We start from the raw sequence: 4,323 nt of genomic DNA on the forward strand, positions 1-4,323 counted from the left end.
TGAAGCTATTGAAAAGGCAGGTCTTCGCATTTCCGGTACTTCACCAGATGGGCGTTTGGTAGAAATTGTGGAACTTCCCGAGCATCCATGGTTCCTAGCGGTACAATTCCATCCGGAATTTACCTCCCGTCCGAATCGTCCACAGCCTTTGTTCCGTGAATTTGTAAAGGCTGCATTGCAGCTTCAAGGTTAATGCTATAGCCTCAAAGACCTCCTCTGGGAGGTCTTTTTTTATCCCATGCTTCCTGATTATGAAAGAATATTCCACAATTATGTATAAGAGAAGGATTTTCTTTTTGCAGGAGCGAATATAATTTTAGGTATGGGACGGATATTGTACGTCATCGGACGCTGTTATGGCAATAGCTGCATGATCCTCGTTTTAAGATCTTAGGAGGTTAAAACATTGGAAAAGAAAAAAGTATTAATCGTCGATGACCAGAATGGAATACGGATTTTACTGATGGAAGTGTTCGGAAGTGAGGGTTATGAGACCTTTCAGGCAGCGAACGGAAAAATTGCTCTTGAAATTGTTGAGAAGGAACCACCCGATCTGGTTCTACTCGATATGAAAATTCCAGGAATGGACGGACTCGAAATTCTGAAGCATCTAAAAAGCATGAATCCCGACATCAAGGTCATTATGATGACAGCATATGGAGAACTGGACATGATTAAAGAGGCGACGGAGCTAGGTGCACTTATGCATTTTACCAAGCCCTTTGATATTGATGAAATGCGGATTGCCGTGAACAAACAACTCAGAGGTGACTAGGTAAGTCATTAGGTTCGAGAACTCTGTTATTGAAACAGGGTTTTTTGTTTGTGATTATGGGAAATACTGAAAGTAAATCCTCTCCTTATGCAATTCTTAGGAAAAACGGTGTCCTGGACGTGATTTTTGTATGTGTTGATATGCAAAAGCTTGTTTAGTATTTAACATGGGTTGTGGTATAATAAGCCCGTATGTGATGTCGGCTAAAAAATATAGACAAACCCAAACACCTTTAGGAGGACTGTAACCATGCCATTGGTATCTATGAAAGACATGTTGAACAAAGCACTCGAAGGAAAATATGCAGTAGGTCAGTACAACATCAATAACCTGGAGTGGACTCAAGCTATCTTGGGCGCTGCTGAAGAAGAAAAATCCCCAGTAATTCTGGGTGTTTCCGAAGGCGCAGCACGTCACATGGGCGGATTCTACACTGTTGTTAAAATGGTAGAAGGTCTTATTCATGACATGAAAATTACGGTTCCAGTTGCAATTCACCTGGACCACGGTTCCAGCTTTGAAAAATGTAAAGAAGCGATCGACGCTGGTTTCACATCCGTTATGATTGACGATTCCCACAGCCCAATCGAGAAAAACATCGAAACAACAAAGAAAGTTGTTGAATATGCTCATTCCAAAGGCGTTTCCGTTGAAGCTGAAGTTGGAATGGTTGGCGGTCAAGAAGATGATGTTGTTGGTGACGTAATGTACGCTAAGCTGGACGATTGTGTACGTATCGTTAAAGAAACAGGTATCGATACACTGGCACCTGCACTGGGTTCTGTTCATGGACCATACAAAGGCGAGCCAAACCTGGGCTTTAAAGAAATGGAAGAAATTCGCGATGCTGTGAAACTGCCACTCGTTCTTCATGGCGGAACAGGTATCCCTACACATGACATCAAAAAATCTATTTCCTTGGGTACTTCCAAAATCAATGTAAACACTGAAAACCAAATCGCATTTGCGAAAGTAGTTCGTGAAGTGCTTGCTGCTAAACCAGATGCTTACGATCCACGTACATTCATCCAACCAGGTCGTGAAGCAATCAAACAAACAGTTATCGGTAAAATCCGTGAGTTTGGTTCCAACAACAAAGCGTAATAATGTTATAACTGGTCGTGCGTTTGCATAGACTGATTGTATTTTTGTTATAGCTGTCTTTATGCTGCACAAAACTACTTAAATCTTTACAGTTGAATAGTTTGATATGGAAAGCACACCGCTTAGCCGGTGTCTTTCCATTTTCACCACTAAAAAAGTTGAAAGTGTATGGTTTCAGTTTATTGTTTGACCGACTGCAAAACACGTAGGGGGACCCTCAAGCTTATGGAAAAATTGATGATCACCGGTGGACGGCCGCTTCAGGGTACAGTTTCCATCAGCGGTGCCAAAAACAGTGCCATCGCCTTGATTCCCGCAGCCATTCTGGCAGAGTCGGAAGTCATTCTGGATAATTTGCCGCTGCTCAGTGATGTGGCGGTGTATTCCGAAATATTGGAGGAGCTTGGCGCAAAGGTTACTTGGGAAGGTAGCCAGATGAAGATAGACCCTGCCTCCATTAAATCCATTCCTATGCCGAATGGACCTGTTAAGAAGTTACGAGCCTCTTATTATATGATGGGGGCCATGCTGGGCAGATTCAAGGAAGCGATCATCGGTTTGCCAGGAGGATGTAATTTTGAACCCCGGCCCATTGATCAGCATATCAAAGGTTTTGAAGCGCTAGGTGCCACAGTTACTAACGAGCACGGTGCTATTCATTTGCATGCCAAAGAACTGCGCGGCACCAAGATCTATTTGGATGTCAGTAGCGTAGGAGCAACCATTAATATTATGCTGGCGGCCGCACGTGCCAAAGGCGCCACAACTATCGAAAATGCGGCTAAAGAGCCTGAGATTATAGATGTAGCAACTTTGTTAAACTCCATGGGGGCGATTATTAAAGGCGCTGGTACGGAGACGATTCGTATTGAAGGTGTGTCGGAGCTGCATGGCTGTCGTCATTCCATCATACCTGACCGTATACAAGCAGGCACATATATGATTGCTGCTGCGGCAACCCGTGGAAATGTATTGATTGACAATGTAATCCCTAAACATATGGAGGCGCTCACTGCCAAAATGCAAGAAATGGGCATCGGTATCGAGGAATATGATGAAAGTATCCGCGTACTGGGTGCACCTTCCTATGGGCATGTCGACGTTAAAGCCTTGGTATACCCTGGCTTCGCCACGGATTTACAATCTCCTATGACCAGCTTGCTGACCCAGGCTCAGGGTGTCAGTGTGTTGAGCGATTTTGTGTACAGCAATCGTTTTAAGCACGTCCCTGAACTGGTACGAATGGGAGCTAAAATTCGCGTAGAAGGTCGGTCTGCCATTATTGAAGGTGGTCAACTGAATGCGGCTAAAGTAAAAGCGGCAGATTTGCGCGCCGGAGCGGCCCTCGTCATTGCTGGGCTTACCGTAAGCGAAGGGGTGACCGAGGTTACGGGTGTCGAGTACATTGACCGTGGTTATGATCATCTCGTCTCCAACCTGCGTCATTTGGGCGCAGATGTATGGCGGCAGACTGAGTAATAGAGCAAGTACACCTATGCAGCCACTGCTTGATTTAAGATTTGGTTCATACTTAACAATCTTTAATCGGAAAACCGGAATATTTCGGTATAATCCAGGCAGATGGCTGCATAACTTTATTTGTTTTGGTTAAAATTATGTTGATGATGTTTATGATATCATTGTCTATCATTTAGATGTATGAATGGACTTAATAATTGAATAGGTGGTTATTATATGGATCTGCAAATTTCCGATCTGGAAGAAATGAAGCTGACCGACCTGTACAAGCTGGCCAAGCAATACCAGATCCCGTACTACGGAACGCTCAAGAAGAAAGAATTAATTTTCGCCATTCTGCGCGCACAAGCTGAGAAGAGCGGATTAATGTTTATGCAGGGGGTTCTGGAAATACTTCCTGAAGGTTACGGCTTTCTGAGGCCGATCAATTATCTCCCGAGTACCGAAGATATTTACATCTCTGCTTCGCAAATCCGCAAGTTTGACTTGAGAACAGGCGATCTCGTTTCCGGTAAATGCCGAACGCCAAAAGAAAATGAACGATATTTTGGATTGCTTCAAGTTAACGCCGTCAATGGAAGAAGTCCTGAGCAAGCTGCTGAGCGGCTACATTTTCCTGCACTGACTCCACTGTATCCGCAAACCAAATTAGTCCTTGAAACTTCCCCCAACCATTTGTCTACGAGAATTATGGATGTACTGGCCCCTGTCGGACTTGGACAGCGCGGACTTATTGTGGCACCTCCCAAAGCTGGGAAGACGCTTCTCCTCAAAGAAATTGCCAATAGCATTTCAACCAACAATCCCGAGATTGAGCTATTTGTCTTGTTGATTGATGAACGCCCAGAAGAAGTGACTGATATGCAGCGTTCTGTCAAAGGTGAAGTTGTGGCCTCTACATTTGATGAACTTCCTGAAAATCACATCAAAGTGGCAGAATTGGTGTTGGAGCGTGCACTGCGTCT

Annotated in this window: 5 protein-coding genes; all 5 read left to right on the plus strand. The window is 44.2% G+C overall.

Features of this window, described 5'->3' with window-relative positions; genetic code table 11:
- Positions 1-193, plus strand: a 193-nt coding sequence (locus AC5V8P_RS23830) for a glutamine amidotransferase-related protein (protein ID WP_495473934.1), incomplete at its 5' end; no start/stop codon positions are given.
- A gap of 213 nt (positions 194-406) precedes the next feature.
- The gene (locus tag AC5V8P_RS23835) at positions 407-775 is read left to right on the plus strand and encodes a response regulator (protein WP_014599366.1); all 369 of its coding nucleotides are present in this window, start codon (positions 407-409) and stop codon (positions 773-775) included.
- Between the two features lie 249 nt (positions 776-1,024).
- The gene (gene fba, locus AC5V8P_RS23840; protein ID WP_063212133.1) at positions 1,025-1,879 is read left to right on the plus strand and encodes a class II fructose-1,6-bisphosphate aldolase; all 855 of its coding nucleotides are present in this window, start codon (positions 1,025-1,027) and stop codon (positions 1,877-1,879) included.
- A 225-nt stretch (positions 1,880-2,104) separates the two neighbouring features.
- A complete protein-coding gene (gene murA / locus AC5V8P_RS23845; protein WP_063212132.1) occupies positions 2,105-3,358 on the plus strand; it encodes a UDP-N-acetylglucosamine 1-carboxyvinyltransferase in 1,254 nt (417 codons plus the stop codon).
- A 216-nt stretch (positions 3,359-3,574) separates the two neighbouring features.
- A partial coding sequence (rho, locus tag AC5V8P_RS23850) for a transcription termination factor Rho (protein ID WP_495473935.1) occupies positions 3,575-4,323 on the plus strand: 749 nt, incomplete at its 3' end.

It is taken from the genome of Paenibacillus sp. N119s, assembly GCF_059447605.1.

Bases quoted from the DNA above. Each gene is read 5' to 3' on its own strand.
- fba (WP_063212133.1), top strand. From the start codon at position 1,025: ATGCCATTGGTATCTATGAAAGACATGTTGAACAAAGCACTCGAAGGA.
- murA (WP_063212132.1), top strand. From the start codon at position 2,105: ATGGAAAAATTGATGATCACCGGTGGACGGCCGCTTCAGGGTACAGTT.